At 69.6% G+C, this 25,444-nt stretch carries 23 protein-coding genes and 1 riboswitch; of the genes, 7 read left to right on the top strand and 16 right to left on the bottom strand.

What is annotated here, in order from left to right:
* Positions 1-17 precede the first annotated feature (17 nt).
* From cobN to ACAM57_RS14010, 11 genes are all read right to left on the bottom strand, one after another.
* Positions 18-4,028: a cobaltochelatase subunit CobN gene (gene cobN / locus ACAM57_RS14060; protein ID WP_369662081.1), complete on the bottom strand. Its 4,011-nt coding sequence runs from the start codon at positions 4,026-4,028 to the stop codon at positions 18-20.
* On the bottom strand, positions 4,025-4,381 hold the full coding sequence (locus ACAM57_RS14055; protein ID WP_369662080.1) for a DUF2149 domain-containing protein: 357 nt from the start codon (positions 4,379-4,381) through the stop codon (positions 4,025-4,027). Before ACAM57_RS14055 ends, cobN begins: the two co-directional genes overlap by 4 nt.
* Positions 4,378-4,851, bottom strand: a complete 474-nt coding sequence (locus ACAM57_RS14050; protein ID WP_184637491.1) for a MotA/TolQ/ExbB proton channel family protein — start codon at positions 4,849-4,851, stop codon at positions 4,378-4,380. The genes ACAM57_RS14055 and ACAM57_RS14050 overlap by 4 nt, the downstream gene beginning before the upstream one ends.
* Entirely contained in the window at positions 4,851-5,534 is a 684-nt protein-coding gene (gene bluB / locus ACAM57_RS14045) for a 5,6-dimethylbenzimidazole synthase (protein WP_369662079.1), read from the bottom strand. Before bluB ends, ACAM57_RS14050 begins: the two co-directional genes overlap by 1 nt.
* 8 nt (positions 5,535-5,542) lie before the next feature.
* Positions 5,543-6,112, bottom strand: coding sequence for a cob(I)yrinic acid a,c-diamide adenosyltransferase (gene cobO, locus ACAM57_RS14040; RefSeq protein ID WP_019652373.1), 570 nt, complete (start codon positions 6,110-6,112; stop codon positions 5,543-5,545).
* 169 nt (positions 6,113-6,281) lie between these two features.
* Positions 6,282-7,067, bottom strand: a complete 786-nt coding sequence (locus ACAM57_RS14035; RefSeq protein ID WP_369662078.1) for an ABC transporter ATP-binding protein — start codon at positions 7,065-7,067, stop codon at positions 6,282-6,284.
* Positions 7,064-8,092: a FecCD family ABC transporter permease gene (locus ACAM57_RS14030; protein WP_369662077.1), complete on the bottom strand. Its 1,029-nt coding sequence runs from the start codon at positions 8,090-8,092 to the stop codon at positions 7,064-7,066. The genes ACAM57_RS14035 and ACAM57_RS14030 overlap by 4 nt, the downstream gene beginning before the upstream one ends.
* Positions 8,089-8,958 carry an ABC transporter substrate-binding protein gene (locus tag ACAM57_RS14025; RefSeq protein WP_369662076.1) on the bottom strand — a complete coding sequence of 290 codons (870 nt, stop codon included), beginning with the start codon at positions 8,956-8,958 and terminating at the stop codon, positions 8,089-8,091. The genes ACAM57_RS14030 and ACAM57_RS14025 overlap by 4 nt, the downstream gene beginning before the upstream one ends.
* Positions 8,955-9,554: a bifunctional adenosylcobinamide kinase/adenosylcobinamide-phosphate guanylyltransferase gene (locus tag ACAM57_RS14020; protein WP_184637481.1), complete on the bottom strand. Its 600-nt coding sequence runs from the start codon at positions 9,552-9,554 to the stop codon at positions 8,955-8,957. Before ACAM57_RS14020 ends, ACAM57_RS14025 begins: the two co-directional genes overlap by 4 nt.
* Positions 9,532-10,953 (bottom strand): cobyrinate a,c-diamide synthase, encoded by a 1,422-nt coding sequence (locus ACAM57_RS14015; RefSeq protein ID WP_369662075.1) that lies wholly within the window; start codon positions 10,951-10,953, stop codon positions 9,532-9,534. The genes ACAM57_RS14020 and ACAM57_RS14015 overlap by 23 nt, the downstream gene beginning before the upstream one ends.
* Positions 10,938-12,854: a TonB-dependent receptor gene (locus tag ACAM57_RS14010; RefSeq protein WP_369662074.1), complete on the bottom strand. Its 1,917-nt coding sequence runs from the start codon at positions 12,852-12,854 to the stop codon at positions 10,938-10,940. The genes ACAM57_RS14015 and ACAM57_RS14010 overlap by 16 nt, the downstream gene beginning before the upstream one ends.
* 96 nt (positions 12,855-12,950) lie before the next feature.
* Positions 12,951-13,207: riboswitch (cobalamin riboswitch) on the bottom strand.
* Positions 13,208-13,261: 54 nt separating this feature from the next.
* Between ACAM57_RS14010 and ACAM57_RS14005 the strand changes: the two genes are divergently transcribed.
* The 5 genes from ACAM57_RS14005 (at position 13,262) to ACAM57_RS13985 (ending at position 17,259) form a co-directional block, all read left to right on the top strand.
* Complete coding sequence (locus ACAM57_RS14005; protein WP_369662073.1) at positions 13,262-14,983, top strand: ClcB-like voltage-gated chloride channel protein; 1,722 nt, start codon at positions 13,262-13,264, stop codon at positions 14,981-14,983.
* A gap of 115 nt (positions 14,984-15,098) precedes the next feature.
* The gene (locus ACAM57_RS14000; protein WP_019652365.1) at positions 15,099-15,323 is read left to right on the top strand and encodes a hypothetical protein; all 225 of its coding nucleotides are present in this window, start codon (positions 15,099-15,101) and stop codon (positions 15,321-15,323) included.
* Entirely contained in the window at positions 15,320-15,646 is a 327-nt protein-coding gene (locus tag ACAM57_RS13995) for a cell division protein ZapA (protein WP_126023951.1), read from the top strand. Before ACAM57_RS14000 ends, ACAM57_RS13995 begins: the two co-directional genes overlap by 4 nt.
* A gap of 281 nt (positions 15,647-15,927) precedes the next feature.
* The gene (locus ACAM57_RS13990) at positions 15,928-16,755 is read left to right on the top strand and encodes a sulfite exporter TauE/SafE family protein (RefSeq protein WP_126023950.1); all 828 of its coding nucleotides are present in this window, start codon (positions 15,928-15,930) and stop codon (positions 16,753-16,755) included.
* Between the two features lie 78 nt (positions 16,756-16,833).
* Positions 16,834-17,259, top strand: a complete 426-nt coding sequence (locus ACAM57_RS13985) for a universal stress protein (RefSeq protein ID WP_126023949.1) — start codon at positions 16,834-16,836, stop codon at positions 17,257-17,259.
* A gap of 17 nt (positions 17,260-17,276) precedes the next feature.
* On the opposite strand, the gene ACAM57_RS13980 is transcribed toward ACAM57_RS13985, so the two are convergent.
* Positions 17,277-18,239 (bottom strand): helix-turn-helix domain-containing protein, encoded by a 963-nt coding sequence (locus tag ACAM57_RS13980; RefSeq protein ID WP_369662072.1) that lies wholly within the window; start codon positions 18,237-18,239, stop codon positions 17,277-17,279.
* Between the two features lie 189 nt (positions 18,240-18,428).
* On the opposite strand from ACAM57_RS13980, the gene ACAM57_RS13975 reads away from it, so the two are divergent.
* The gene (locus ACAM57_RS13975) at positions 18,429-19,439 is read left to right on the top strand and encodes a carbon-nitrogen hydrolase family protein (protein ID WP_369662071.1); all 1,011 of its coding nucleotides are present in this window, start codon (positions 18,429-18,431) and stop codon (positions 19,437-19,439) included.
* A 17-nt stretch (positions 19,440-19,456) separates the two neighbouring features.
* Positions 19,457-20,521 (top strand): phenylacetaldoxime dehydratase family protein, encoded by a 1,065-nt coding sequence (locus ACAM57_RS13970; protein WP_369662070.1) that lies wholly within the window; start codon positions 19,457-19,459, stop codon positions 20,519-20,521.
* Between the two features lie 6 nt (positions 20,522-20,527).
* On the opposite strand, the gene ACAM57_RS13965 is transcribed toward ACAM57_RS13970, so the two are convergent.
* The 4 genes from ACAM57_RS13965 to ACAM57_RS13950 all read right to left on the bottom strand — a co-directional run bounded on the left by ACAM57_RS13965 (position 20,528) and on the right by ACAM57_RS13950 (position 25,427).
* Positions 20,528-22,066, bottom strand: coding sequence for a malonyl-CoA synthase (locus ACAM57_RS13965; protein ID WP_369662069.1), 1,539 nt, complete (start codon positions 22,064-22,066; stop codon positions 20,528-20,530).
* Positions 22,063-22,872 carry an enoyl-CoA hydratase/isomerase family protein gene (locus ACAM57_RS13960; protein WP_369662068.1) on the bottom strand — a complete coding sequence of 270 codons (810 nt, stop codon included), beginning with the start codon at positions 22,870-22,872 and terminating at the stop codon, positions 22,063-22,065. The genes ACAM57_RS13965 and ACAM57_RS13960 overlap by 4 nt, the downstream gene beginning before the upstream one ends.
* Positions 22,869-23,855, bottom strand: coding sequence for a tripartite tricarboxylate transporter substrate binding protein (locus ACAM57_RS13955; RefSeq protein ID WP_126023943.1), 987 nt, complete (start codon positions 23,853-23,855; stop codon positions 22,869-22,871). The genes ACAM57_RS13960 and ACAM57_RS13955 overlap by 4 nt, the downstream gene beginning before the upstream one ends.
* A 105-nt stretch (positions 23,856-23,960) precedes the next feature.
* The gene (locus ACAM57_RS13950; RefSeq protein ID WP_184637462.1) at positions 23,961-25,427 is read right to left on the bottom strand and encodes a malonyl-CoA decarboxylase; all 1,467 of its coding nucleotides are present in this window, start codon (positions 25,425-25,427) and stop codon (positions 23,961-23,963) included.
* Positions 25,428-25,444: the final 17 nt, after the last annotated feature.

Below are 25,444 nucleotides of genomic sequence, written 5' to 3'. Positions count from 1 at the left end.
GCCGCCATTCTCGCGAATCAGGCGGCCGCCCTGCCCCGGCGCCATTGCATCGCCGCGCCGAACGCCAGAAGCAGCGCGGCGCCCAGCGCCATCCAGAGCCGCAGGACGGCGGCTTCGTCGGCCTTGGGCGGCGGTGCATCCGCTGGCGTCTGCTCCAGCTTCAGGCCGAAGACGGGCCGCGGGCCGTCCGGCGCGGGAGCAGGTTCAGAGGCCGCTGCCGGCGCGGGCGCCTGCACGACCACGGGAGTGACGGCCGGCTGCGGCCTGGGCGAAACCGGAGCCGGCGCCAGTTCGGCCTGCACGAAGCGCTGCACACCCGCATTCGGCTCGCGCAGCCCCGTCGCCCGCATCGCCTGCGCATAGGCCTGCGCCAGTTCGCGCCGCGTGGCGGCATCCGGCTTCCAATAATTCAGCCTCACCGCATCGAGCATGCGCTCCAGCGTCTGCGCGAAGGCCACGCGGTTGTCGCCTTCCAGCCATTCGCGCGTGCCCAGCCGGTACCGGTCGCGCACGTACACGTCGTGCAGCGACTGCCACTGATCCTGCCGCACTGCCTGCGGCGCGGTCACCTGCCAGCCCCAGAGGAACTGCGCGGTCTTCAGCACCTGCAGCGTGCCGCTGTAGCCCTCGGCCTTCTGGGCCTCGATCCACTGCGGGTGCAGGTAGCGCGTCTGCATCTCGCGCGCGATGGCGCCGGCCGCGGTGTCGGTGCGCACCTCGGCGCCGTCGCGCAGGTTCTGCACGTACAGCGCCGGGTCCTTGCCGGTGAGATGCCGCACCGCCTGCGCGATGCCGCCCAGGTACTGGAACGGGTCGTCGTTGGTGAGCACGCCGTAGAGGTTGGAGCTGCGCGCCATCAGCGCCGCATCGACCTGCGCGAGATTGCCGGCATACGCGCCCGGACGCGCTGCGCCGTCGAGGCCCTTGCCGTAGGCATGGCCCATGCGGTCCATGTAGAGCTGCGCCATCTGCGCGTCGCCGCCGCCGCGCTGCTGGTTCTTCCACACATCGCTCGCGAGCGCGGCTTCCTCCAGCCCGGCGCCGTAGCTGCCCTGCTCGTTGGAGAACACGCGGGCGATGGACCAGCGTTGCGCCTCATCCGCCGCCGAACCTTCAGCGCGCAGCTTGCGCGCCATGGCCTCGCTGTTGCGCGCCACGGCATTGCCGGGCTCGCGCAAGGCAGCGACCTGCTGCACCGCCTCGTCGAGCCAGCGCATCACGGCCGGAAACTGGTCGCGGTAGGAGCCTGTGACGCTGACCAGCACGTCGATGCGCGGCCGCTTCAGCTGCGACGCCGGAATGATCTCGATGCCCGCCATGCGCCCGCCCTCGTCCCAGCGCGGCCTCACACCCATGGCATAGAAGGCCTGGCTCTCCAGCACGCCCTGGTGTCGCGAGGCCTCGCCGGCCCAGAGGGTGAAGGCGATCTTCTCGGGCGGCTTGCCGGCATGGGTCTTGGCGTGCTGCGCGATCCATGCGTCCATCGCGGCGACCCCCGTGTCCCACGCCGCGCGGGTGGGCACGCGGCTCGGGTCGAAGCCATAGAGATTGCGCCCGGTCGGCAGGCTGTCGGGGTTGCGCACCGGGTCGCCGCCGTAGCTGGACTTGAGGTAGCGGCCGTCGAGCGCGGTCAGCAGCCCTTCGATTTCCTCGTTGTGCGCGAGCACGTCGTCGAGCTTGCGGGCACGTGCGGCCAACTCCAGCAGCTTCTGCCTATCGACCTCCGTCTTGCCCATGGCGCTGGCGGCCTGCGCGTCGGCGAGCGCCTGTTCCACCCATCGCGCGGGGCGCGAGCCGGCGACGTTCTTCGCGTCGATCAGGAAGGCCTCGTCGATGTCCTCGCCCAGCGCCTCGACCAACGGCTTGCCGAGTATCTGCAGGATGGTCATGCGCCTGCGCTGCGCGTCGGGCGCCTGCCCGAAAGTCGCGAGGCCCAGCGGCTGCGCGGTCTGGGCGAGCTCGTCGAGGTACGGATGCAGCACCGCGATGAAACCCGCGAAATCGGCGCGGATGCGCGCGGGCGTCCAGCCCAGGTCGCGGTCGTAGCGGTGCTCGGCGAACTCGGCCGTGAGCCGCTTTTCCAGAGCCGTCTTAACGGAGCCGGGCGAGAGCGTCTCCCACTCGTGCATGCGCTCGTGCATCTCCTGCACGCCGGGGCGGAAGCCCGCCGGCGCGAACATGGGTGTCGAGTGGCTCACCATGGTCGCGCGGCCGCGCCGCTTGGCGGTGGTGGCTTCGCCGAGGTTGTCCATGATGTACGGGTACACGTTGGGCAGGTCGCCGAGCGCGAGCAGCGGATCGTCCTGCACCGACAGCCCGCGCTCCTTGCCCGCCGACCACTCGACCGTGCCGTGCGTGCCCACGTGCACCACCGCGCTGGCGCCGAAGTGGGTGCGCAGCCAGAGGTAGGTGGCGAGGTAGCCGTGGCTCAGCGGAACGGCCGAACGGTGATAGACCTGCTCGGCCTTGCCCACCACCTGCGTGCCGGGCTCGAACCGCGGCGGCTGGCGCAGCACGACGACGTTGCCGAAGCGCACGCGCGGGATCACGAAGGCCGGCCCGCCCGACACGGTGCGCAGCATGGTCGACTTCTCGGGCGGCCCCCAGTAGCTCTCGATGCGCCGCCGCGTCTCCTGCGGCAGCGCGCGGAACCATGCGAGGTAGTCAGAAAGCGGGAGCGTGTCGGCGAGGTCCTTGTCGAGCAGCGGCTGCAGCTCGTCGCCCTGGCCCGTCGGGTAGTAGGCCCGCATCGTCGCCTGCACCTGCGCGATGAGCGCGTCGGTGCCGGGCAGCTCGGCAACGTAGCCGGCCGACTTCATCGCCGCCAGCATGTTGTTGACGCTGCGCGGCACGTTCAGGAACGAGGCGCCGAAGTTGGCCTCGCCCGGCGGGTAGTTGTAGACCAGCATCGCCACGCGCCGCTCGGCCGGTGGCGTGCGTTGCAAGCGCAGCAGCGCCGCGGCCTTGACGGCCACGGCCTCGATCTGCGCGGGCAGCGGCTGCAGCGTGCCGCTCGCTGCATCGCGGGCACTCACGAGCATCGGGTCGGTCATGCCGGCCAGTTCGCTCGGGCTGTAGTAGGCGGCGATGTCGGTCTGCGCGAGGCCGTCCTTGCTCTTCGCCCATTGCGCGGCGTCCATCGCCAGCGAGGGCAGCGTCTGCAGCACCGGCACGCCGATGCGCTCCAACTCGGCCTTGCGCTCGTTGGGGCTGAAGACCAGCGATGCGTTGACGATGGCGTCGGCCACGCGATGTTCGCCGTCGTGCGTCATGCGGAAGAACAGGTCCTTCTGCTGGCGCGGGCCGTAGAAGGCGTAGGCGCGCAGGCCGCGGGCTTCCAGCGATGCGATCAGCGCATCGAGCCAGCCGGTGTCGTCGCCCGTCACCGTGGCGCTGTTGATGGCGATGGCGACGGTGCCGCTGCCCGGCAGCTTTTCGACGGCGGCCATGTCCGTTTCGACGCTCGGCCAGCCTGGGTGGTAGATGCCGGCGAGCGGAAGCGGCACGGGATCGGGCAGCCCGTCCAGCCTGCCGGGCTGCCGCAGCGCCTTCATCGACGCACCCAGGTTGGCCGTGCCCGCAAAGCGCCAGAACTCGCGCAGCCGCTCGGCCCATGCGGCATCGACGCCGCGCTCGGCCGCGAGCGGTGCGGCGGCGGTCGTCCGGCCCTTGGCCACCAGCGCGAACTCGCCGACCAGCACGTAGGGCACCGCGCTGCGCGAGATCGCATCGCCGAAACGCGCTGCCGCCGCCTGCGCCACGCTGATGTGCGGCGCGTCGATCACGAGCAGGCCCGCTCCGTCGATCGCGGCGGCCAGTGCCTCGGGCGAGTCCTGCGAAGCCGACAGCACCTGCAAGGGCAGCCCCGCCTCGCGCGCCGCGGCCTGAAGCCGCACCACGCGCGCCGGCGACACCAGCGAGGTGCTCAGCACCACGACGCGTGCAGGCCCCTGCTGCTGCGCATGCGCCGGAAGAAGAAATCCCAGCCCGGAAAGAAGGAGCCAGGCCGAAAGAAGAAGCCGCGTCACTTCCCGCCCGGCCCGGCCAGCTCCGCGTCCGCCGGCACGTAGACCATCGTCCCGTCCTTCAGCCGCCAGGCGGTGCCGGCCTTCTCGCCGTCGCCCTGCCCCGTCGCACCACTGGCCTTGAAGCGCGTGATCTTGCGGCCCTCGCGCGTCACGATCTCCATGTCCGGCTGGCCTTCGTTGCGGATGATCGTCACCTTGTCCTGTGCGAAGGGATTCATCGGGTTGTTGATGACCGCGATCATCAGCATGCCGATCACCACCATGAACACGTCGATCAGATTGATGGTCGAGAGCACCGGATCGTCGTCGTCGCTGTCCAGGCTGCTCAATATCGAGAACTGGCGCCGGCTCATGAGAGGCGGTCCCGCGCGTCGAGTACCGTCACCAGTTCGCGCATCAGCCAGCGGCGGCGCACGGTGTAGACCACGAAGGTGATGGAAGCCGAGGCCAGCGCCACGATCACGCTCGCGAAGGCCGGTGCCAGGCTCTGCGCCACGCCCTGCGATTCGCCCGAGGCCACGGCCACCAGCGCGGGGCCCATGGGGATCATGGTGGCGATCAGCCCCAGCATCGGCGCCACGCGGCTGCACAGGCGCACGCCTTCGAGCTGCTTGAGCACCACCAGCTCCATCTGCTCCTGGCTGGCCTGCGCGTGGCTTTGCAGCACCAGCGCGCGCGACGGATCGCGGCGGCGCTGCAGGTATTCGACGCCGAACGCGCCAAGGCAGTACACGGCATAGACGAAGGACAGCAGCACGCCCAGCGTCACCGGCCAGAGAAACAAGCGCGCGAGCTCGAAGAGAACGGAGTCGAAGGCCAGCATCAGGTGCGCTCCACGGCGGTGGATTGATCGAACAGGTCCGAAGGCCGGCCCCAGCTTTCGTCGAACACCAGCGAGGCCAGCGGCTCGCGCCGGGCCCAGCGTTCGCGCTGCAGCATCGGTTCTTCGTAGAAGGCGTGCACGGGGCCCAGGCACAGCAAGGCGATGGGCTCCGCGCCCTCGGGCAGGCCCAGCAGCGCGGCCACCTCTGCCGGGTCGAACAGCGACACCCAGCCCATGCCCAGCCCCTCGGCGCGCGCCGCGAGCCAGAGGTTCTGGATGGCGCAGGAGGCCGAGGCCAGGTCCATCTGCGGCAGCGTGCGGCGGCCGAACACGTGCTTCTCGCGCCCGTCGGCCAGCGTCACCGCCAGCAGCTCGGCGGCATCGAGCAGGCCCTGCACCTTCAGGCGCATGAACTCGTCCTCGCGCTCGCCGAGGGCGCGGGCCGTCAGCACGCGCTCCTGCTCGACCACGCGATGCAGCTGCTGCCGCAGGGCCTCGCCCCGGATGCGGATGAAGCGCCACGGCTGCATGAAGCCCACGCTGGGCGCGTGGTGCGCCGCGTCGAGTAGCCGGCGCAGCACCTCGGGCTCGACGCGGCCACCCGCGAAGTGGCGCATGTCGCGCCGCTCGTGGATGGCGCGGTACACCGCCCTCGCCTCGCCGGCCTCGAACGCGTGTGCCATGAGCGCCTTCAGTCCTCGATGCCGCGCTGGGCGGGAATGCCGGCCTTGAAGGCGTGCTTGACCAGCGTCATCTCCGTCACCGTGTCGGCCAGCTCGATGATCTCCGGCGGGCAGCGCCGGCCGGTGAGCGCAACGTGCACATGCTTCGGCCGCGCGCGCAGCGTTTCGAGCACGCCTTCGAGCGGCAGCCAGCCGTAGATCAGCGGATAGGTGATCTCGTCGAGCACCACGAGGAAGAACTCGCCCGACAGGATCGCCGCCTTCGCCTTCTCCCAGCCGTCGCGCGCGAGCTGGCCCGAGCGTTCGAGATCCTGGCTCTTCCAGCTGAAGCCGTCGCCCAGCCCTTCGATGGGAATGCCGATCTGCTCGAACATGCGGTGCTCGCCGAAGCGCGCGGTGGGCACCTTCATGAACTGGTAGATCTTCACGGCCTTGCCGCGGCCGTGCGCGCGCAGCGCGAGGCCGAAGGCGGCCGTGCTCTTGCCCTTGCCGTCGCCGGTGTTGACGATGACGATGCCGCGGCGCTCGCCTTCGGGCTTCTCGTAGGGCTTTTCGCTGGGTGGGGTCTCTATTTGCATCTATGCCTTTTCAAGCTGTCTCAAATGCGGACTTGACCGGGAACGCAGAAGTCGCAAAGGTTTCGCGAAAGTCGCAAAAGGAATATCGAGAAATTTTGTATTCACTTCTGCGACTTCTGCGAATCCTTCGCGCCCTCTGCGTTCGGCTGTCCGATCCCGCATTTCGATTTCATCTGGGTAACGCAATCCACTGCTCAGCCACGCGGTGCACGCGGATGCGGTGGTCGAAGACCTGCTCCAGCGCGGCATGGGTGGCCGGGTCGTCGCAGCTGCCGTGGTGCACGACGCGGCCCTGGTCCATCACCACCATCTCGTCGGCGGCCAGGGCCATCGGCAGTTCGTGCAGCACGCTGACCACCGTGCGGCCTTCGGCGACGAGCGCGCGGACGATCTGCATCCAGTCGGACTGGTGGGGCGGGTCTAGGTTGGCCAGCGGCTCGTCCATCAGCAGCGCCTCGGCTTCGACGGCGAGCGCGCGCGCCAGCAGCACGCGCTGGCGTTCGCCGCCGGAAAGCTGCCCCAGCGGGCGGTCGCGCCAGTCCCAGGCCTGGGTGCTGCGCAGTGCGCGTTCGACGGCCTCGCGGTCGGCGACGCCGGGCGTGGCGAGCCAGCGCTGGTGAGGCAGGCGGCCGAGCATGGCGACGTCGTAGACCATCAGGTCGTCGGCGCTGCCTTCACCCGTGCCGCTCTGGCCCAGCCACGAAAGGCGGCGGGCGCGCACGCGGGCGGGCACCTTGTCCTGCGCCTCGCCGAACAGGCGCACCTCGCCGCGATGCGCAAGCAGCCCCGCCAGCGCCTTCAGCAGCGTCGACTTGCCCGCGCCGTTCGGGCCGACGATGCTGGTCCAGCGCGCGGCCTGCAGCTTCAGGTCGATGCCGTGCAGCACCTCGGTGGCGCCGAGCGTGGCGCTCAGCTGGCGCGCCTCGAGCGCGGCGGGAGCGTCATTGCGGCTCATGCCACGCCGCTCCGCGCGCTGCGCCTGTGCATCAGCCACAGCAGGTAGCTGCCGCCCAGCACGGCGGTGAGCACGCCCACGGGCAGTTCCTGCGGCGCGATCAGCCAGCGCGCGAGCAGGTCGGCCGCCATCAGCAGCAGGCCGCCCATCAGCGCCGACAGCACGATCAGCCGCGCATGCGTGGTCTTGACGACCGAGCGCACCAGGTGCGGCGCCGCCAGACCGACGAAGGCGATGAGCCCGGTCTGCGCCACGGCCGCGCCGGTGGCCAGAGCCAGCACCACGACCAGCGCCGCGCGCATCGCGCCCAGCGGCAGGCCCAGGCTGCGCGCGGTGGCCTCGCCGAGCGCGAGTCCGTCGAGCACCGGCGCCAGCGCCCAGCCCGCGAGCAGGCAGGCCGCGCCGACCATGGCCATCACCGCGCAGGCGCTCCAGCCGACGAGGCCGGTGCTGCCGAGGATGAAACCCTGTATGGCTTGAAGGATGTCCGCCGAGGCGATGGTGATGAGGTCTTTGGCCGCGCCAAGCACCACGCCCACGATCACGCCGGCCAGCAGCAGCCGCAGCGTCTGCTGCACGCCGCGCGCCAGCATCAGCGTGAGCATCACGGCCAGCACCGCGCCCAGGAAGGCCGCGCCGGTGAGCCCGAGCCGCATCACCCACTGCGTGCTCGCAGCCGAGCCACCGAACATCAGCAGCGCCACCGCCACGCCGAGCGAGGCGCCCGAAGCACTGCCCAGCAGGTACGGATCGGCCAGCGGATTGCGAAAAAGCCCCTGCGCCACCGCGCCGGCCAGCCCCAGCAGCGCACCAGCCAGCCAGGCACCCAGCGTGCGGGGCAGCCGGATGTCCCACACGATCTGCAGCGCCACCGGATCGTGGCGCGCGGCGAACAGGCTCTCGAAGCCGGTGCTGCCGATGCCCAGGCCCAGCAGCATCAGCGCCGCGCCCAGCACCAGCAGGCCGGCGCCGAGCAGCAGTACGCGGCGCAGATGGGCCGTGTGCCTGACGGCGGCCGCGTTCATCGCTTGCCGCCCTTTTCAGCGATGCACTGCGCCATCAGCCGCGCGGCCTCGTCCATGCGCGGGCCGGGGCGCACCAGCACGTCGGACTGCTCGGCGCTGAATCGGCAGACGCGGCCCTCGCGCACCGCGCGGATGCCGGCCCAGCCGGGCCGCTGCTCCAGCCCCTGCGCGCTGCGCACGCTGACCATGATGAGGTCGGGGTTCGCGCGCACCACGTACTCGGGGTTGAGCTTGGGGAACGGGCCCAGCGATGCCGGCACGATGTTCTTCATGCCGAGCCGCGTGAGCGTCTCGCCGATGAAGGACGACTCGCCCGCCGCGTACGGCGCGCTGTTGACCTCGAAATACACGCGCATGCCCTTCGCCCCTGCGGGCACCGACTGCGCGGCGGCCGACACGCTGGCGTCGATCACGCGCCAGACCTTCGGCGCCTCGTGCGTGCCCAGCACCTGGTCTAGCTTGTCGAGCACGCGGCGCACGTCGGCGTGGCTCTTGGGTTCGAGCACCAGCACCTTCATGCCCAGCGCCTCCAGCCGCTGCGTGACGCGCGACGACTTGGCCAGCAGCACCGCTTCGGGTTTGAGCGCGACGATGGCCTCCACGTTCGGATCGATGCCGCCGCCAAGCTGTGGCAGCGCCTTCACCTGCTCGGGCGAATTGGAGTACCGGTCCACGCCCACCAGCCGGTCGCAGGCGCCGAGCGCGCAGACCGACTCGGTGAGCGAAGGCAGCAGCGAGACGATGCGCTGCGGCGGCTGCGGCAGGTTGACGGAAACGCCGCGCTCGTCGACCACGTCGAGCGCATGCGCGGCCAGCGCGAAAAGAGCGAGGCCGAGCGAAGCCAGCGAGATGCGGATCATCTTCATGCAGCAGGCGCCTTCAGACTCAGCGGCAATCCGGCCGCCATCAGCGTGACGCGCCCGCAGGCGGCGGCCACGTCCTGGTTGAGCCGGCCGAGCGCGTCGACGAAGGCGCGCGTCTCGCGGCCCATCGGGATCACGCCCAACCCGATCTCGTTGCCGACCAGCACCACCGGACCCGGCGCATCGCGCAGCGCGACCAGCAGCATCGCGATGTGCGCCGCGGGGGTGCGCGTCACAGGGCGGGCGTCTTCGCTGGGCATCGGCATCAGCAGGTTGGTGAGCCACATCGTGAGGCAGTCGACGACCACCAGCGTCTCGGGCGTGCTCTGCGTGACGATGGCGCGCGCGAGCTCGATCGGCTCCTCGATGGTGCGCATGCCGGGCACACGCTCGGCGCGGTCGGCCTGGTGGCGCACGATGCGCTCCTGCATCTCGTCGTCATAGGCCTGGGCGGTGGCGATCAGCACGGCGCGGCGGGGCCGGGAGCCGGATGCGAGCCAGTCGATGGCGCGCTGCTCGGCACGGCGCGACTTGCCGCTCTTCTGGCCACCCAGGATGAACTCGTGCACCACGGCTTCAGGCTTGGTCGAATGCGGCATGGCTCTCCAACTCGATGGACATGGCGCCGAAAAGGCGGGCAGTGGCTTGCGGACTGGACGCGAACCACGCATGGAAGTAGCTCGCGCGCACCGGGCCGTGCACGTACAGCGCTTCGCCGGCGCGCGCGCCCACGGCCTGCGGGGCGCCGGGCCGGGCGGTGCGGGCGACCGGCTCCAGCGGCGTTTCGCAGCTCGAATAGTGGAAGGTGTGGCCGCGCAGCACGTGACTGCCCAGCGAGAGCTGCTGCGGCCCGAGACCCGCGAGCCGCTTCTGCATGGTCACGCGGCCGGGCAGCAGGCCCCAGAGGCGGTGGACTGGCTCACCGTCCTGCAGGGCCAGCTCGTCGAACAGCGCCATCATTCCGCCGCACTCGGCCCAGACCGGCTTGCCCGCTGCGGCATGCGCGGCAAGCGATTCACGCATCGCCGTGCAAGCCGACAGCGCCTGCGCGTGCAGCTCCGGATAGCCGCCGGGCAGCCAGACGGCATCGCAGGCCGGCAAGGCGTCGCCCGCGAGCGGCGAGAAGAAGCTCAGCTTCGCGCCCAGTGCCGTGAGCACGTCGAGGTTCGCGGGGTAGATGAACGAGAAGGCGGCGTCGCGCGCGATGGCGATGGTGCGGCCGGCCAGCAATGGGGCCATGGCTTGCGGCTCGTCGGATGCAGCCTCGAAGCGCACCTGCGGCAGGTCGGCGACGGACATCCGGCCCAGCGGCGTGTCGGCGAGCACGTCGGCGGCCGCGTCCAACCGCGCCATCGCGTCGCCGAGTTCGGTTGCGGCCACGAGGCCCAGATGCCGTTCGGGCAGTGAAAAGCGGGCATCGCGCGGCAAGGCGCCGAGCCATTGAGAAGGGTCGCGCAGCGCGTTCTTCAGCATCTGGCTGTGTCTTTCGCTGGCCACGCGGTTCGCCAGCACGCCGGCCCACGGCAGGCCGTCGCGGAAGTTCTGCAGCCCGTAGGCCAGCGCCCCGAAGGTGCCGGCCATGGCGTGCGCGTCGATCACCGCCAGCACCGGCAGGCCGAAGCGCTGCGCCAGGTCGGCGGCGCTGGGCGTGCCGTCGAAGAGGCCCATCACGCCTTCGACGACCAGCAGGTCGCATTCGGCCGCTGCCGCGAGCAGGCGCGCGCGGCAGTCGGCCTCGCCGGTCATCCAGAGGTCCAGCGAATGCACCGGCGCGCCGGTGGCCAGCGCCAGCCAGTGCGGGTCGAGGAAGTCGGGCCCGCACTTGAAGGCGCGCACGCGCCTGCCCTGGCGCGCATGCAGCCGGGCCAGCGCGGCAGCGACCGTGGTCTTGCCCTGCCCCGAGGCCGGGGCGGCCACCAGCACGGCGGCGCAGGTGGCCGCCGCGGCACCGGCGGTGCCGCCCGGCTGGGATGCTTGGCTGCTTAGTGAGGCGTCCACTTGAGACCGACGTAGGCGGTACGGCCGGCATTGGCGTACAGCCGTGCGAACTGGTAGTCCTTGTTGCCCACATTGTCGACGCGCGCGACGAGGTTGATGTCGCGCGTGATCTGCGTGGTGGCCGACAGGTTCAGCACGGTGTAGCCGCCGAGCTTCACGCTGTTGGCGGCGTCGTCGTAGCGGCGGCTGGAAGTCTGCACCTCGGCGCCCAGCGTCCAGCCCGCGATGCGCCAGTCGGCGCCCATGGTGGCATGGCGCTGCGCGCGGCGCGCGAGCAGGTTGTGGGTGGCGAGGTCGCGCGGGTCCTGGAAGTCGAGCGAGCCGCGCAGCGTGACGTCGCCGATGCGGTGGCTGCCCGAGAGCGTGACGCCCTGGTAGCGCGCGCGGGCGGTGCTGGCGTAGCAGCCGAAGGACGATGCGCAGCCCTTGGCCGAGCCGTCGAACACGATCAGGTTCTGCACGCGGTTGGCGTAGGCCACCACGCCCAGCTGGGTCGCACCCTCGGTGTACTGCAGGCCCAGCTCGAGATTGCGACTCGATTCGGGTTTGAGCGTGGCCAGGCCGTATTCGCTGAAGCGCTGGTACAGCGTGGGCACGCGGAAGGCGGTGCCGGCCGACGCCGTGAAGCGCAGCGACGGCGTGATGGCGTAGCCGTAGGCCGCGCTTCCGGTGGTCTTGCCGCCGAATTCGCTGTCCTTGTCGTGGCGCACGTGCAGCTGCAGCGAGTGCGGGCCCTTCACGAAGCCGTAGCCCAGCGAGACGGCGTCCTGCGAGCGGTCGCGCGAGAGCAGCTTCGAGGTGGTTGTGGGAGCGTTCTCCAGGGCGTCTTCGCGGCGCTCGAGCGTGGCGGTGACGAGGTGCGGGCCGAAGCGGAATTCGTTCTGGAAGAGGTAGCCGCGCAGCTTCGTCTCGGTGCGGTAGAACGAGGGCTGGGTCTTGTAGACCTGCTGCGAGTCGGTCACCTGCACGCGGGTGCTGTAGACGTCGTTCCACTTTGCCGACCAGCTCAGGCCGGCGGTCTGCAGCGTGTTGCTCGAGATGTCGTTGGCGAACAGGAACGGCAGCCTGGTCCTGTAGGACACCGTGGCGTCGTAGCCGGATTTGATGTCGCTGGAAAGCAGCGTGGCCTCGATGCGCTGGTCGGGCGTGATCTGGAAGCCCAGCTTCGCGTTGCCCGAGGTGCTGTTGTAGCCGTCGCGGTCGGGGCTGGTGAAGCCGTCCTTGGTCACGTTGCGCTTGCTCACGGGCTGCACGTTGTAGCCCTTGCTCTCTTCATGCGCCACGCCGAAGGAATAGTCGAAGAGGCCCGACTTGCCGCTCACGCCGCCTTCGATCCTGCGCAGCCCCTTGCTGCCGAAGCCGATGCCGGCGTAGGGCGACACGCCCTCTTCTCCTCGCCTGGTGAAGAGCTGGATCACGCCGCCCACGGCGTCGGAGCCGTAGACCGCGGCGGCCGGGCCGCGCAGCACCTCGATGCGGTCGATCTGCGACAGTGGGATGCCCTCCCAGCCGGCGCCGCCGGTCGATTGCGAGTCGATGCGCACACCATCGAGATACACGGCTGTGAAGCGCGTCTCGGCGCCGCGGATGAAGAGGCTGGTGGTGTTGCCCACGCCGCCGGAGCGCGAGATCTCGATGCCGGGCAGGCGCGAGAGCAGGTCGGCCACGCCGGTCGCGCCGCTGCGCTCGATGGCGTTGCTGTCGACGATGGAGACGTCTCCCACGAGCTCCGACAACGCCTGCGGGGTGCGGTTGGCAGTGACCACCGTCTCGCGCAGGGTGGAAGCCTCCTGCGCATGGGCCAGCCCGCCGAAGGCGGAAACCAGCGCCAGCGGCAGGCAGGCGTGGCGGAAGCGGCGCGCAGGAGCGCGGCCGCGGAAAGAGCAAACACGGGAAATCATGGATCAAGCGAACGAACGTCAATACCCCTGGCCGGCCTCCCCGCCGGCGCCTGGGCGCAATGGCCGCGCATGCGTTCGTCATTCATCTTCGACGCATGCGGCAGCCGCCTTGTTGGCCGGTATCCGGGCTGGCAGAGCGACTCCTTGCCGCCTTCCCAGACGCCTGTTTCAGGGCATCCAGTGGCTTCGATGGAAAGGGGTTGGCGCCTTGCGGCACCGTCTGCTTGACCGTTGCGGGGGCAGCGCAGGCGGCTTCGGCCTTGTTCCGGCAAGAACCGGGGCGTTCACTCCTGCTTCCCGTTGAACTGCGCCGTGCGAACCACGGCGCGAGCACCAACGGCGGTGATTTTATGCGCTGGCCAACGGGGCTTAAGTCGAAAGTTGCGGCACCGCTAACATCGACGGCCATGATGCAGCCCGCCTCGGTCTTCCTGAATCTGCGTTCGGCGCTGCAGCGTCTCTTCGGTGTGTCGGGCTGGCAGTCGATGCTGCTGTGGTCCATCGTGGCGGGGCTGCTGGGGACGCTGGCGACCGAATTCTTCCGCGCGGCGCTGCTGGCCTTCGAGCATCTGGTGCTGGGGCCTGGCGAAGGGCTCGTGGCAATGGCCAGGCAACTGCCATGGTGGGCACGCATCGCCTGCCCCACGCTGGGCGGGCTGGTGGCGGGGCTGCTGCTGGTGCTGGCCAAACGCGTGGCGCAGCGCAGCGCCACGTCCGACTACATGGAGGCCATCGTGCTCGGCGACGGGCGCATCCCGGTGGCGCAGACGCTGGCGCGCAGCGCGTCGTCGCTGGTGAGCATCGGCACCGGCGGCTCGATCGGGCGCGAGGGCTCGATGGTGCAACTGGCGGCGCTGGCTTCCTCGCTGCTCGGGAGGGTGTTCCGCTTCCCGGCCGAACGGCTGCGGCTGCTGGTGGCCTGCGGCGCGGCGGCCGGCCTCACGGCAGCCTACAACGCGCCCATCGCGGGCGCCTTCTTCGTCGCGGAGATCGTGCTGGGCTCCATCGCGATGGAGAGCGTGGGACCGATCATCATCGCCTCGGTGGTCGCCAACGTCGCGATGCGGGCGCTTCCGGGCTACCAGCCGCCTTACAGGATGCCGCCGTTCCCGGAGATCCACGGCACCGAGGTCGTGCTGTTCTGCGTGCTCGGCGTGCTGCTGGGCTTCGCGGCGGTGGGCTTCCTGCGCGCGCTGCAGGGCAGCCGGGCGCTGTTCTCGCGGCTGCCGCTCGCGCTGCCATGGCGGCTGGCGCTGGGCGGGCTCGTCATGGGCGTGGTGTCGGTGCCGATGCCGGAGGTCTGGGGCAACGGCTACAGCGTGGTCAATTCGGTGCTGCACACGCCATGGGCTTGGACGCTGATCGCGCTGGTGCTGCTCGCCAAGGCGATCGCCACCATGGCAACGGCGGGCTCGGGCGCGGTGGGCGGCGTGTTCACGCCCGCGCTCTTCTTCGGCTGCATGATCGGCGCGCTCTTCGGCCAGGGCGTGCAGGCGCTGTGGCCAGCGGCGAGCTCGGCGCCTTTCGCCTACGCCATCGTCGGCATGGGCGCGTTCCTGGCGGGCGCCACGCAGGCGCCGCTGATGGCGATATTGATGATCTTCGAGATGACGCTGAGCTACCAGGTCATGCTGCCGCTGATGGCCGCGAGCGTCATCGCGTATTTCGTGGCGCGCTCGGCCAACGCGGGCTCGATGTACGAGATCACGCTGCATCGCAACGCACAGCGCGACGACCAGATGCGCCTGCGCGGCCTGCACATGCGCGACCTGGTGCAGCCGGCCGAAACGGTGGTCGGCCCGCAGGCGGACCGCGAGGCGATGAGCAGGCTCTTTCTGCAGTACCCCGTGAAGTACCTGTACGTGGTGGACGCGGACAACCGCTATCTCGGCGTGGTGCCGCTCTCGTCGCTCGGCACGGCGCCGCAGGAGACGACGGCCGGCGCCCTGCTCTCGCAGGCGATCCTGCCGATCACCGCCGACACCGGGCTGGGCGAGGCGCTGCAGCGCTTCCTCGACCACCTGGGCGAGCGGCTGCCGCTGATAGAGAGCGCCGCCAACCCGGTGCTGCTGGGCGTGGTCGCCAAGAGCGCGCTGCTGGCCACCTACGTGCGGCTGAGCGAAGCCTGAAACACCTGATCGGGGGTTTGATCGGCGGGCGCCAAAGCCGCAGAATCCCGGGCATGCCGGGCGCCGCGTCCGGCCTCGGCGGGACCGCCTCCCCGGGAAACTACAATCGCCAACCATGCCCGCCTCCAGCCCCATCGACCAGATCGCCGAGCGCGTCGAACGACTGCTCGTGCGTCACGAAGAGGTGCAGCGCACCAACGCGCTGCTGCAGGAACAGGTCGATGCGCTCACGCGCGAACGCGACGCACTGAAGTCGCGGCTCGTCGCGGCCCGCACGCGCCTCGACGCCCTGCTCGAACGGTTGCCGGCTGAACCACCTTCCGAAGATTCCCCCGCATGAAGCAGATTGAAGTACAGATCATGGGACAGAGCTATCTGCTCGGCTGTCCCGACGGCGGCGAGGCGCAGTTGCGCGAAGCCGTCGACCGCGTGGATGCCGCCATGTGCAAGATCCGCGACGCGGGAAAAGTCAAGGCCCGCGACCGCATCGCGGTGCTGGCATCGCTGAACCTGGCATTCGACCTCGCCGCGCAGCAGGCCGCCGCCACCGCGGCACCCGCGCCTGCTGCCGCAGCAGCCGATACCACAGAGACCGACCCGAAGGCCGCCCAGCTCATTCAAAGACTCGATCAGGCCCTGGCGGGCGATGGACATTTGCTCTGAGCGGGTTCCGCCGGCAGGGCTGCAGCGGTAAAATCCGAACTGTCTGCGGTGCGCGTTGGGCTTTATATGTCCTTGTTCCAATGCTCTACGGAGCCGGGCTTGGTAAATCGCTCGACGGGTGTGATCATCTCGCGTCAGATGAACCCGAAGTCCTGCTGCCCTCGCCCACCTGAACCCCGGTTCAGGATGCGAGTCCGGCGCCCACTTGCAGACACCTAATTCCGCCACGGCCCCCTGCACAAACTGCTCGGGGCCGTTGCTTTTTGCGATACAGAATTTCCGTGAACGTCTCCAGCTTGCTCGACCCCATCCTCATCGCCGAACTCGCCGCCCTCGGGCTCGGCACCGGTTTCCTCGCAGGCCTGCTGGGCATCGGCGGCGGCATGCTGATGGTGCCGTTCATCACGATCATCATGGGCCACCGCGGCGCGCCGGCCGATCTCTCGGTGAAGATGGCCATCGCGACCTCGATGGCGACCATCATCTTCACCTCGGTGTCGAGCGTGCGCGCGCACCACAAGCGCGGCGCGGTGCGCTGGGACATCGTGCGCCGGCTCGCGCCCGGCATCGTCATCGGCAGCCTGGTGGGCAGCCTGGGCGTGTTCTCGCTACTCAAGGGAACGGCGCTGGCGATCTTCTTCGCGCTCTTCGTGGGCTTCTCGGCCACGCAGATGTTCCTCGACAAGAAGCCCGCGGCTTCGCGGCAGATGCCGGGCACGGGCGGCCAGCTTGCGGCGGGCGGCGCCATCGGCTTCATCTCGGGCCTGGTGGGGGCCGGCGGCGGCTTCATCAGCGTGCCGTTCATGACGTGGTGCAACATCTCCATCCACAACGCGGTGGCCACCAGCGCGGCGCTGGGCTTTCCGATCGCGGTGGCGAACGTGCTGGGCTATGCGGTGAGCGGCCAGTCGGTGCAGGGCCTGCCGGCCGGCTCCTTCGGCTACATCTGGCTGCCCGCGCTGGCGGTGATCGCCCTGTGCAGCGTGCTGACCGCGCCGCTGGGCGCGAAGGCGGCGCACAGCCTGCCGGTGAAGAAGCTCAAGCGCGTGTTCGCGAGCATCCTCTACATGCTGGCCGCCTACATGCTCTGGAAGGGCCTGCACGGCTGATTCCCTTCGGGCGCAAGGCCCTTGCGCGAGAGGTGCGACTCGTTGCCGCCCGCGCGGCACGCGCCGTATAACGGGGCCATGAAAATCCTCATCGCAGTCGACGGCAGCGCCTACACGCAGAAGGCGCTGGCTTATCTGGTTGCCAACCGCGCGATGTTCGTGGACGGCCACGAACTGGTCATCGTGCACGTGTGCACCGGCATCTCGGGCCACGTCACGCGCCACCTCAGCAAGGAGATCGTCTCCGACTACTACGCCGAGGAAAGCGCCAAGGTGATCGACCCCGTGAAGGCGCAGCTCGCGGCACAGGGCATCGCCAACTACACGGTCGATGCGCGCCACGGCCACATCGCCGAGGAGATTCTCAAGTCGGCCGCCGCCGCGCAGGCGGGGCTGATCGTGCTGGGCACGCACGGCCACGGCATCCTCGGCCGAGCGCTGATGGGCTCCGTCGCCACCAAGGTGATCGCCGAGACGAACACCACCGTGCTGCTGGTTCAGTAAGCCGATCCTTCGATCCGTTACTGCATGCGCTGCTGCCGCCACTCGCGTGGCGAGCAGCCGAATCGCTCCCTGAACGCGCGGCTGAAGTGCGCCGCGTCGTTGAATCCCCTGCCGTAGGCGATATCGGCCACGGGACGGCCTGCCAGGCGCGGCTCCAGCAGGTCGCGGCTGCATGCCTGCAGCCTGCGCTCCCAGATGTACTGCGAGGGCGTGAGCGGCTCGCTCCTGAAGACGCGATGGATGTGGCTCACCGAGACGCCCAGCCCGGTCGCCAGCGTGCTCACCGAGAGTGACGGATCGGCCAACTGCTCGTCGATGCGCCGCTTCACGCGCGCGAGGTGGTAGGCCGCCAGATTGCTCAGCGACGGCGCGCTCGCCGCCGGCAGCGTCTGCAGCCCCGCCACCAGGATGTTCTGCACGCCGTTGGCCACCGCGAGAGCCGAGGCCGGCTGCAGCGTGTCGATGTCCTCGCGCAGGGTGCGGATCATGCCCAGCAGCAGGTGTCCCGCGCCTTCGCGCCCCGACACGGTGGTGGCCGTCAGCGCCTCGGTGTCGCGCAACTCGCTGCGCAGGCGTTCGCCGGGCAGCTTGAGCACGATCTGCTCGAATGATTCGTCGAACAGCAGCTGGTAGGGCCGCGTGCTGTCGTACAGCGCGAAATCGCCGGCCGACAGCACCGCGTCGCGGCCGTCCTGCCGTACCACGCCCCGGCCGCGCGCCTGGATGCTCACGAGGAAGTAGTCGTCGCTGGAATGCGAGATGTGCCCCGGCGTGCGCATCACCTTCTGCGGGCTCGAGGTGACGACCGACACGTCGAGCCCGGGCAACGTGTGCTGGCGGATGCTTCCCTCGAAATCGCCCGGATCGCCCTCGCGCACCGGGTCGCAACCGAGCTGCACGTAGACGTTGCAGATCATGTCGGTCCAGTAGGCGAGCCGCTGGTCGCGCGAAACGGCATCGGTGCTGAGCAGCTGGGTCATCGGATTCCTCGGAAAGCCTGGGCAACGAACGGATGCAACGCTGGAACAAGAACGCCGCCAAACCGGGTCAAGGCGTTCCGGCGGCGCGAATCTACGCTTCAAGCAACCCGCATGCCACAGCGCAAACCCGGTGACTGCGGACCACGCTTCCCAACGCCCCGTTACTTTCATTGCATCTGGAGAACCTTCATGCCGACCACCGTCCACCCCAAGCTGCGCGTTGCCGCAGTGCAGGCCGCCCCCGTGTTCCTCGACCTCGACGGCACCATCGACAAGACCATCGACCTGATGACGCAGGCCGCGAAACAGGGCGTGAAGCTCATCGCCTTTCCCGAGACCTGGGTGCCCGGCTACCCGTGGTGGATCTGGCTCGATTCGCCGGCCTGGGGCATGCAGTTCGTGCAGCGGTACCACGACAACTCGCTGGTGATCGGCTCGGCCGAGTTCGAGCGCATCGGCGAAGCCGCGCGCAGGCTCGGCATCTGGGTCTCGCTGGGCTACAGCGAGAAAGCCGCGGGCAGCCTCTACATCGCGCAGGCGCTCATCGACGACCAGGGCAATACCGTGCAGACGCGGCGCAAGCTCAAGCCCACGCACGTGGAGCGCACGGTGTTCGGTGAAGGCGACGGCTCCGACCTCGCCGTGATCCGCACGCCGCTGGGCAACATCGGCTCACTCTCGTGCTGGGAGCACCTGCAGCCGCTGAGCAAGTACGCGATGTACTCGCAGAACGAGCAGATCCACTGCGGCGCATGGCCGAGCTTCTCGCTCTACCGCGGCGCGGCCTATGCGCTGGGCCCCGAGGTCAACAACGCCGCGAGCCAGGTCTACGCAGCCGAGGGCCAGTGCTTCGTGGTCGCGCCCTGCGCCACGGTGTCGAAAGCCATGAGCGAGCTGATGTGCACCGACGCCGGCAAGCAGCAGATGCTGCGCACCGGCGGTGGCTACGCGCGCATCTACGCACCCGACGGCTCGCCGCTGGGCACGCCGCTGGCGGAAGACGAGGAAGGCCTGGTCGTCGCCGACATCGACCTCGGCATGATCTCGCTCGCCAAGGCCTCCGCCGACCCGAGCGGCCACTACTCGCGGCCCGACGTCACGCAGCTGCTGCTGAACAAGACGCGCCGCGAGCCTGTCGTGGTGCAGCAGGCGACGTCGCCGGAGCCCGAAGCCGGCACGCCAGAGCCGGTCGCGGCCTGAAGCAACGGAGGCACACCATGGAATCCGCCATCGACGAGCACCTGAAGTGCCCCCGCACGCGCCACCGCCGCGTGGAAGACGACTACGTGCCGCCCTACCCCGTGTGGTCGGCCCGCGCACCGGTCGCGGTGAGGCAGGTCGTGATGGGCTACTTCGGCGTGCAGTCGCGCGGCGCCGAAATGCAGGGCCGCGCCTGTGCCGCGCTGATGAAGATCGCGCGCGACTTCGCCCTGCCAGACGGCCCGGGCCATCACGACCTCACGCACTACGTCGACGCGCAAGGCTTCGACAACATGATCGCCATCGCCTACTGGAACGACCCCGCCGCCTACGCCCGCTGGTGCGCGACGCCAGCTGTCGACGCCTGGTGGCGCTCCGACGAACGGCTCACGGAAGGCCTCGGCTACTTCCGCGAGATCGCCTCGCCCCGCGTCGAGCACTTCGAGACCATGTTCAACACGCCCGACCGCTTCGAGGGCGTGGGCGTGGTAATGGGCGGGGTCAGCGGCGAGCTGCAGGAGCACGGCTACTGGGGTTCGATGCGCGACCGCATTCCGCTGTCGCAGACCGACGCGATGGCGCCTTCGGGCTCGCGCGCGGTGATCGCAGGCGCGCCGGCGCCGGGGCAGCGCGTGCGCATCGCGGGCCACGAGAACGTCGCGATGATCCGCTCCGGCCAGGAATGGACCGACACCACCGGCCAGGAGCGCACGCTCTACCTGCAGGACATGGAACCGGTGCTGCGCGAGGGCATGGACTTCCTGCGCGAGCAGGGGCTGGGCATCGGCTGCTACAGCAACCGCTACATGCGCCACCTCGACGCGCAGGGCGCGCCGCTGCAGAAGTCGTTCGGGCTGAGCTACTGGCGCTCGCTGGCCGACATGGAACGCTGGGCCGAGTCGCACCCCACGCACGTCGCGATCTTCGGCAGCTTCATGCGCTACGTGCAGGCGCTGAACTTCCAGCTGCAGCTGCGCGTGTATCACGAGGTGTCGGTGCTCAAGGCCGACGAGCAGAGCTACGAGTACGTCAACTGCCACGCGGGCAGCGGGCTGATGAACGGACTCGCGCCCTCTGACTGAAAGAACTCAGGCCGCGAAGAGGCCCTTGTGCTCCGTACGCAGCAGCGCCTTCTGCACCTTGCCCATGGCGTTGCGCGGCAGCTCGGGCACCACGAAGCAGCGCTTGGGAATCTTGAAGTTGGCGAGCTTCGACTTCAACTCCGCCACGATGGCATCGCCATCGAGCGCAGCGCCCGCCTTGGGAATGACGATGGCCACGCCCACCTCGCCGAAGTCGGGGTGCGGCACGCCGACCACGGCGCTCTCGGCCACGCCAGCCATCTCGTTGATGTAGCCCTCGATCTCGGCGGGGTACACGTTGTAGCCCCCGCTGATGATCAGGTCCTTGCTGCGCCCGACGATGGTGATGTAGCCCCGGCCGTCGATCTTGCCCACGTCGCCGGTCTTGAAGAAGCCGTCGGCGGTGAACTCCTCCTTCGTCTTCTCGGGCATGCGCCAGTAGCCCGCGAACACGTTCGGGCCGCTGACCTCGATGTTGCCGATCTCGTCGGTGGTGCAGTCGCGGCCGCTGTCGTCGCGAACGCGCAGCTGCACGCCAGGCAGCGCGAAGCCGACGGTGCCGCCGCGGCGCTCTCCCTGCTCCGGCCGGTAGGGGTTGGAGGTGAGCATGACCGTCTCGCTCATGCCGTAGCGCTCGAGAATGGTGTGCCCGGTGCGCTCGCGCCATTCCTCGAAGGTCTCGATGAGCAGCGGCGCCGAGCCCGCGACGAACAGGCGCATGTTGCGCACCGCGTCGCGCGTGAGCCCAGGCTCGGCCAGGAGGCGAACGTACAGCGTGGGCACGCCCATGAACACGGTCGCCTCGGGCAGCTTCTGCGCGACGCGCTTCGGGTCGAACTTGGCGAACCACAGGATCTTGCTGCCGTTGAGCAGCGCGCCGTGCAGCGCGACGAACAGGCCGTGCACGTGGAAGATGGGCAGCGCGTGGATCAGCACGTCGCCCTCGGTCCAGCCCCAGTAGTCCTTCAGCACCTCGGCGTTCGACAGCAGGTTGCCGTGCGTGAGCATCGCGCCCTTGCTGCGGCCGGTGGTGCCGCTGGTGTAGAGGATGGCGGCCATGTCGTCGGCCTTGCACTTTGCCGGCACGTGCTGGTCGCTGCACAGGGCGGCCACGTCGAGCAGGGTGCCGGTGCGGTCGTCGTCCAGCGTGAAGACGTGCTTCGTGCCTGCCGCGGTGGCGATGGGCGCGACCCACGACGCGTTGCGGCTGGTGCAGACCACCACGGCCGGTTCGGCGTTGCCGATGAAGTACTCGATCTCGGCGCTCTGGTAGGCGGTGTTCAGCGGCAGGAACACGTAGCCCGCGCGCAGCGTGGCGAGGTACAGCAGCATGGCCTCGACCGACTTCTCGACCTGCACCGCGATGCGCGCACCCTTCTCCAGCCCGAGGGCGTCGAGCAGGTTGGCGATCATGGCGCTGGCGCGTTCGAGGTCGCGCCAGGAATAGAACAGGCCGCTGTCGGTTTCGACGGCGATGCCGTCGAGGTCGGCGGGAAAGGCCGCGCGCAGGGCGGCGAACAGGTTGGCGTTGGCGGACTTCTTCATTCGGACGATTGCTTGGCTTGGCTTCGGAAATTCGGGGGCCGCTTGGCGAGAAAGGCGGCGATGCCCTCGCGGTGCTCGACGGAATCGGCGTAATCGTAGGCGGTGGCCAGCAGGCCGTGGGCCGAGGGCGCACCGGCGCGCAGCGCGGCGAAGGTGGCCTTGTGCAGGCGCGCGGCCTGAGGGGAAAGCGCGGCGATGCGCTCGGCGTGCGACTGGGCGGCGAGCGGCACTTCGTTGTCGGGCAGCACCTGCAGCAGGAAGCCCGCGTCGTACAGGCGCTGCGCGCCATGCACGCCGGCGGCCAGCAGCATGTCGCGCGCGAGCACGTCGCCGATGGCGCCATGCACCAGCGCGGCTTCGCGCGGCGCCATCGGGAAACCGAGCTTGGCGATGGGCGCGCCGAACCTCGCGGAGGCGCCGGCCAGGCGGATGTCGCAGCAGCTCGCGATCTCGATGCCCGCGCCCATGCAGGCGCCCTCGATCTGCGCGACCAGCGGCAGCGGGCAATCGAGCATCGCCTGCAGCGCAGCCCAGACCTCGTTCTCGTGGAACTCGCGCAGGCTGGGCTCGCTGAAGCGGAACGACGGGTACTCGGAAATGTCGCCGCCCGCGCAGAAGGCGCCGCCCTCGCCGCGCACGATCACGCAGCGCAGGGCGCTGTCGCCATCGCTGCGCAGGCCGTCGAACACCGCGCGCAGTTCACGCCACATGGCGCGCGTCATGGCGTTGAGGCGCCCCGCGTTCGACAGCGTGACGATCGCGATGGCGCCGTCGCGGCGCAGGGAGATGGCGCTTCCAGCGGTCATTCGAGCTTGGCGCCCGAGGCCTTCACCACCGCGGCCCAGCGCTTGATCTCGGCATTGACGAAGCTGCCGTAGGCGGTGGTGGTGAGGTTCGGGATCTCGGAACCGTTCTGGGCCCAGATGCCCTTGAGGTCGTCGGTGGCCAGCGACTTCTTCATGTCGTCGATGGCGCGCGTCTGCGTGTCGGCCGGCGTGCCCTTGGGCGCCCACAGGCCGTACCAGGTGGTCACGGTGTACTCGGGCAGGCCCACTTCGGCGGCGCAGGGCACATCGGGGAAGGCGGGATTGCGCTTGGTGCCGGCCACCATCAGCGCCTTGATGCGGCCGCTCTTGATGTGCTGCGCCGAGGAACCCAGGCCGTCGAACATCAGGTCGACGTTGCCCGAGATCAGGTCCGACAGCGCCGGGCCCGCGCCGCGGTACGGAATGTGGGTGATGAAAGTGCCGGTCTGGATCTTGAAGAGCTCGCCCGCCAGGTGGTGCGAGGTGCCCGAGCCGGCCGAGCCGTAGTTGAACTTGCCGGGGTTGCGCTTCACCAGCGCGATGAATTCCTGGATGGTGTTGGCCTGCACCCGCTTCGGGTTGATGACCACCACCTGCGGCACGTTGGCCAGCAGCATCAGCGGCACGAAGTCTTTCTCGATGTCGTAGTCGAGCTTCGGGTAGATGGACGGCGCGATCGCATGGTGCACCGCGCCCATGAAGAGCGTGTAGCCGTCGGCCGGTGCCTTGGCGGCGATGCTCGCGCCCAGCGTGCCCCCTGCCCCGCCGCGGTTGTCGATGACCAGCGTCTGGCCCGCGACGCGCGAGAACTGCCCCGACAGCGGCCGAGCGAAGGCATCAGTGCCACCGCCGGCCGGGAACGGCACGATCATCGTCACGGGCTTCGTCGGCCAGCCCTGCTGGGCCCGCGCGGCGCCGCACAGTACGGCCGCACCGGCGGCGGCCACGCGCAGTACGTCGCGGCGCTGAAAGCTTGGGTTCATTTGTCTCATCTCCTGTGTGTCGTTGTGGATCTTGCCGCCCCGTGCGGCTGCCGGCCTTGGGTGCACCGGCTCCTTGCTCTGCTTCGACTTTCTCTTTTGCGGACTTCAGCCTTTTTTGAAATACAGGCTTTCGACGTCTCCCGATACGGCCACCTTGCCCTCGGCCAGCCAGGTGCGGTGCTTGTCCAGGCGCTTGAGGTCATAGAGGTAGTTGACCATGAGTCCGTAGGACTGCTTCTGACCCTTGGCCGACGGATCGCCCGCCCAGTTCAGGCGCTCGACGCGCGCGCCGTTGCCCAGGTGGAAGCGCGCCACCGGATCGGCCGGCGTGCCGTCGACCAGCGCGCGGCCGAGGTACTCGGCGGCCGCCTGCATCAGCCACTGGCGCAGCGGCGACTTGGCGTCGAGGCTCGCGGCGCCGTCCACCGCGGCGAGCAGGCGCTCCGCCGTGGGCGGCACCGAGCCGACGAGGCGGCCCAGTTCGGCCTCGCGCTTTTCGTCCAGGCGCGGCAGCAGGTCGCCGGCGTTCTTCGCGAGCCAGGTGCGAAAGCCCGGAATCGGCGAGAGCGTGGCGAAGGTCTTCAGGCGCGGAAGCTCGTCCTGCAGCGTCTCGACAACGCGCTTGATGAGCGAATCGCCGAAGCTCACGCCGCGCAGGCCGTTCTGCGTGTTGCTGATCGAATAGAAGATGGCGGTGGTGGCCCGCGCCGCGGGCACCGGCACGGCGGTTTCGTCGAGCAGTGGCGTGATGCCGGCGCTGATGCGGTCGACCAGCGCCACCTCGACGAAGATGAGTGGCTCGTTGGGCAGGCGCGGATGGAAGAAGCCGTAGCAGCGGCGGTCGCTGTCGTCGAGCCGGTTCTTCACGTCGGACCAGCTCTTGATGTCGTGCACCGCTTCGTAGCGAATGAGCTTCTCGATCAGCGAGGCCGGCGAATCCCAGTCGATGCGGCGCAGTTCGAGGAAGGCGACGTCGAACCAGGTGGAGAAGAGCTGTTCGAGCTCGGCGTCGAGCGCGAGCAGGCGCTTGTCGGCCTTCAGGCAAGGCAGCAGGTCGGCGCGCAGGTCCACGAGAAAGCGCATGCCCTCGGGCTCCACCGCGAAGCGCTGCAGCAGGCGCATGCGCGGCGACACCAGCGCGCGGCGCAGGCGCAGCTCGGCCTGGCCCTCGTCGGGCGTGCCGACGGCCGCCTGGTGCTGGTCGCGTGCGGTCTTGAGCTTTTGCGCATCGGCGGCGAAATGCTCGCTCATGAGCGCCCAGTAGTCGCGGCGCTCGTCGGGCGTGGCGGCTCGGTAGGCGTCGGCAATGGCATGGGCGCGGCGGCCACCCTCGACCTCGCTCACGCGCGGGTCGATCACCGCCTGCAGGTCGGCCAGCACGCGGCGCAGCGCACGCGGCGACAGGGCCTCGTCGGCCTTGCGCAGCGTGGCCTGCAGGCGCTCGGCGGTCGGGCGGGCGCTGGGCTTGGGCGCGTTCTTCGATGCGCTCTTCGCCGCGCCTTCGGGCGCTACCGGCACTTTGGACTTCTCGCCAGAACGCAGCCGCGCCTGGAACCATTCGGTCGCACTCATCGGGGCACTCCAATGCT

The organism is Variovorax sp. V15, assembly GCF_041154425.1.
GTDB lineage: Bacteria > Pseudomonadota > Gammaproteobacteria > Burkholderiales > Burkholderiaceae_C > Variovorax > Variovorax guangxiensis.
The sequence above is the reverse complement of the archived record's forward strand: the minus strand, read 5'-3'. Positions and strand labels throughout refer to the sequence as shown.

Excerpts from the sequence above, each read along its gene's own strand:
- ACAM57_RS14055 (WP_369662080.1), bottom strand. The coding sequence starts at position 4,381 with ATGAGCCGGCGCCAGTTCTCGATATTGAGCAGCCTGGACAGCGACGAC.
- ACAM57_RS14050 (WP_184637491.1), bottom strand. The coding sequence starts at position 4,851 with ATGCTGGCCTTCGACTCCGTTCTCTTCGAGCTCGCGCGCTTGTTTCTC.
- bluB (WP_369662079.1), bottom strand. The coding sequence starts at position 5,534 with ATGGCACACGCGTTCGAGGCCGGCGAGGCGAGGGCGGTGTACCGCGCC.
- cobO (WP_019652373.1), bottom strand. The coding sequence starts at position 6,112 with ATGCAAATAGAGACCCCACCCAGCGAAAAGCCCTACGAGAAGCCCGAA.
- ACAM57_RS14035 (WP_369662078.1), bottom strand. The coding sequence starts at position 7,067 with ATGAGCCGCAATGACGCTCCCGCCGCGCTCGAGGCGCGCCAGCTGAGC.
- ACAM57_RS14030 (WP_369662077.1), bottom strand. The coding sequence starts at position 8,092 with ATGAACGCGGCCGCCGTCAGGCACACGGCCCATCTGCGCCGCGTACTG.
- ACAM57_RS14025 (WP_369662076.1), bottom strand. The coding sequence starts at position 8,958 with ATGAAGATGATCCGCATCTCGCTGGCTTCGCTCGGCCTCGCTCTTTTC.
- ACAM57_RS14020 (WP_184637481.1), bottom strand. The coding sequence starts at position 9,554 with ATGCCGCATTCGACCAAGCCTGAAGCCGTGGTGCACGAGTTCATCCTG.
- ACAM57_RS14010 (WP_369662074.1), bottom strand. The coding sequence starts at position 12,854 with ATGATTTCCCGTGTTTGCTCTTTCCGCGGCCGCGCTCCTGCGCGCCGC.
- ACAM57_RS14005 (WP_369662073.1), top strand. The coding sequence starts at position 13,262 with ATGATGCAGCCCGCCTCGGTCTTCCTGAATCTGCGTTCGGCGCTGCAG.
- ACAM57_RS14000 (WP_019652365.1), top strand. The coding sequence starts at position 15,099 with ATGCCCGCCTCCAGCCCCATCGACCAGATCGCCGAGCGCGTCGAACGA.
- ACAM57_RS13995 (WP_126023951.1), top strand. The coding sequence starts at position 15,320 with ATGAAGCAGATTGAAGTACAGATCATGGGACAGAGCTATCTGCTCGGC.
- ACAM57_RS13985 (WP_126023949.1), top strand. The coding sequence starts at position 16,834 with ATGAAAATCCTCATCGCAGTCGACGGCAGCGCCTACACGCAGAAGGCG.
- ACAM57_RS13980 (WP_369662072.1), bottom strand. The coding sequence starts at position 18,239 with ATGACCCAGCTGCTCAGCACCGATGCCGTTTCGCGCGACCAGCGGCTC.
- ACAM57_RS13975 (WP_369662071.1), top strand. The coding sequence starts at position 18,429 with ATGCCGACCACCGTCCACCCCAAGCTGCGCGTTGCCGCAGTGCAGGCC.
- ACAM57_RS13970 (WP_369662070.1), top strand. The coding sequence starts at position 19,457 with ATGGAATCCGCCATCGACGAGCACCTGAAGTGCCCCCGCACGCGCCAC.
- ACAM57_RS13965 (WP_369662069.1), bottom strand. The coding sequence starts at position 22,066 with ATGAAGAAGTCCGCCAACGCCAACCTGTTCGCCGCCCTGCGCGCGGCC.
- ACAM57_RS13960 (WP_369662068.1), bottom strand. The coding sequence starts at position 22,872 with ATGACCGCTGGAAGCGCCATCTCCCTGCGCCGCGACGGCGCCATCGCG.
- ACAM57_RS13955 (WP_126023943.1), bottom strand. The coding sequence starts at position 23,855 with ATGAACCCAAGCTTTCAGCGCCGCGACGTACTGCGCGTGGCCGCCGCC.
- ACAM57_RS13950 (WP_184637462.1), bottom strand. The coding sequence starts at position 25,427 with ATGAGTGCGACCGAATGGTTCCAGGCGCGGCTGCGTTCTGGCGAGAAG.